Source organism: Desulfobaculum sp. (assembly GCF_054921475.1).
In genome coordinates, this window is the sequence record NZ_JBUDSW010000359.1 from 1 (window position 1) to 2,752 (window position 2,752).

3 protein-coding genes are annotated in these 2,752 nt (G+C 62.2%); 1 reads left to right on the plus strand and 2 read right to left on the minus strand.

The window, feature by feature from the left end; translation table 11 throughout:
* Positions 1-380 precede the first annotated feature (380 nt).
* Positions 381-2,219 (plus strand): bifunctional homocysteine S-methyltransferase/methylenetetrahydrofolate reductase, encoded by a 1,839-nt coding sequence (locus ACY69P_RS15870; protein ID WP_462328184.1) that lies wholly within the window; start codon positions 381-383, stop codon positions 2,217-2,219.
* A 92-nt stretch (positions 2,220-2,311) separates the two neighbouring features.
* Here the strand turns inward: ACY69P_RS15870 and ACY69P_RS15875 are convergent, their stop codons facing one another.
* Both ACY69P_RS15875 and ACY69P_RS15880 read right to left on the minus strand, forming a co-directional pair.
* Entirely contained in the window at positions 2,312-2,524 is a 213-nt protein-coding gene (locus tag ACY69P_RS15875; RefSeq protein ID WP_462328185.1) for a heavy-metal-associated domain-containing protein, read from the minus strand.
* A 20-nt stretch (positions 2,525-2,544) separates the two neighbouring features.
* The coding region (locus ACY69P_RS15880; RefSeq protein ID WP_462328186.1) for a HisA/HisF-related TIM barrel protein at positions 2,545-2,752 on the minus strand (208 nt) is incomplete at its 5' end.

Here is a 2,752-nt window from a genome sequence, read left to right on the forward strand (position 1 = left end):
GGTTAAGGAAATACTGTCCTTAACAAGCCTTCGGATTTTCAGGAGCGGAAGCCGCTCCTGAAAATACAGGGTCGTGGCTAGCGAATTGGGAATGCAAACTGTGGCGCGCCCTATTCCGGCTCAAAAACTCGTCGAGGAAGGCTACGAGTGACATTATAACGAGCACGCCACCTCTCCCCCCCAAGAACTCGTCTTTTCGGGGCGGCTTCCGCCCCGAAAAGTATGGGGATTCTCAAGGGAATCATTCCCTTGAGCCGCCGGAGGCCCTCTTTCCTCTTTGCTTCGCCTTACTGCCCCACCAGCACGCCGCTGTGGTATCTTGACAAGACATAGCCACGCGGTCAGTCTTTGTGGCCCCGCATTTGGGGAAAGGGAAAACCATGCAACGCGATTTTTTACAAGAACTTGCACGCCGCCGCATTGTGGCGGATGGCGCGATGGGGTCGCGCATCCACGAGAAGGGTGTGGGTGCGGAGTCGTGCTATGACGAATTGAATGTGACCCAGCCGGAGCTGATTATTGCCATCCATGATGAGTACATCCGTGCTGGGGCAGAGTTTATTGAGACGAACACGTTTGGCGCGAATGAACTCAAGCTGGAGCGCTTTGGCCTTGCGGACAAGCTGCACCTGATAAACCGGCGCGGCGCTGAGATTGCGCGGACGTGCGCCGGAGACGGGGCGTGGGTTGGCGGCTCCATGGGGCCGCTGGGCCGCCTTGAGGACATGCCCTCGCCCGAGCGCATCGGCGAAATGTACACGGCGCAGGCCTTGGCGCTGGCCGAGGGCGGCGCGGACGTGATGGTCCTGGAGACCTTCTCGCGTCTGGACATGCTGCTGCCTGCGGTCACGGCGGTGAAACGGGCTACAGGCCTCCCTGTCGTCGCGCAGATGGTCTTTACGAGTCAGGGTGGCTCCTTTAGCGGCAAAACGCCTGAGGAGTGCCTGCGCGCCCTCGTGGAGGCCGGTGCGGATGTGGTTGGCATCAACTGTGGCACGGGGCCGCTTGGCGTTCTGGAAACCTTGCGCCGCGTGGGCGACCCGGGCGCTCTGCTGTCGGTCTTCCCGAACTCCGGTTACCCGGAGCGCTCCGGGGACAGATTGCTGTACGGCAGCGCGCCGGACTACTTTGCGGAAACGGTGATGCGCTGCGCCGAGCTTGGCGCGCGCCTGCTGGGCGGGTGCTGCGGCACAACGCCGGAGCATATTGCCGCACTGCGCCGCCTGCTGGACGCGGCGGAACCTGCGGCGAAGGCTCTGCCCAAGGCCACGCCCCGTGCCGGCGACCCGCAGACGCAGGACGCCGCTCCGCGTTCGTTGCCGCCGACGCTGTTCAGCCAAAAGCTGGGGCGCAAAAAAATGGTACTGGTGGAGCTTGACCCGCCGAAGCACCTTGATGTGTCGCAGGCCTTGGAGGCGACAGACGCCATAGCCAGCGCGGGCGCGGACGCCATCACCATCGCGGAGAATCCGCTGGCGGTGCCTCGACTGTCAAACACCATCCTTGCGGGCATGATACGCCGCCGCACGGGGTGTGAGGTGATTGTGCACCTGACGGGCCGCGACAGAAACCTCATTGGCATGCAGGCCACGCTGATGGGGCTGGCTGTGGATGGGCTGTCCAATGTGCTGGCCGTAACGGGCGACCCGCCACCTGCCGGTGCTGACGATGTGGTAAAGGGCGTGTTTGACGTACGCTCCTTTGACCTCATCAGCCTGACAAAAACATTCAATGAAGGCGTGAACCACCACGGCGATTCCATGCGCCTGAAGGCGAACTTCTGCACGGGCGCGGCGTATAATCCGAATACGCGCAACAAGGCGCTTCAGGTGCGGCGCATGGAGCGCAAGATAGAGTGCGGGGCGGAATACTTCCTGACGCAGCCGGTGTACACGCGCGAAGCCATTGACGAGGTGCGCGAACTCACGGCGCATATTACGGTGCCCATCTTCCTTGGAATTATGCCGCTTGTCAGCTCGCGCAATGCGGAGTTTTTGCACAACGAGTTCCCGGGCATCAGCATCCCGGACGACACCCGCCGCCGCATGCGCGAGGCAGGCGACAACGGCGCGGCCGTGGGAACGGAAATTGCGTGGGAACTGATGGAGTACGCGTGGCCGCACTTCTCGGGTATCTACATTATGCCCCCGTTCAACCGCTACGCCATTGCCCGCGACCTGATGCAACGCCTACACGAGGGCGGTTACTGGACGCCGTAAACCGGCGCAAGAAGACACTGACCAGAGAACGCAAAACCGCCCCGGAAGGTATGACCTTCCGGGGCGGTTCGCTTTTGAGGCGATGCCGAGGGCTACTCTGCCGCCGCGCCCGGCTCAAAGCCGATGGCGGAGATGGCGTCCTTCACCTTCTGCATATCGACGGGGCTGTCCTCCTCAAAGGTCGCCTTGGCGTCTTCGAGGCTGACGTTCAGGTCCTTCACACCCGGCACCTTGCTCAGTGCGTCGGTAACGGAAGCAACACAATGCTGGCAGCTCATGCCTTTGACTTCAATGCTCTTGGACATGGTTCACTCCTTGAGTGGTTTTACGCGCTCTGGGCGTCGATCCATTCGTGGGCCTCGGCGAGATCAAGGGTGCCTTCGTAGACGGCCTTCCCTGTGATAGCTCCTTCGAGACCCTGCCTACAGAGGGGGTAAAGAGCGCGGATGTCGTCCATGGTGGCGACGCCGCCGGCGGCGACAACGGGGAGCCTCGTCGCTTCGCACAGCTTGGCGAGGGCGTCCACGTTCACG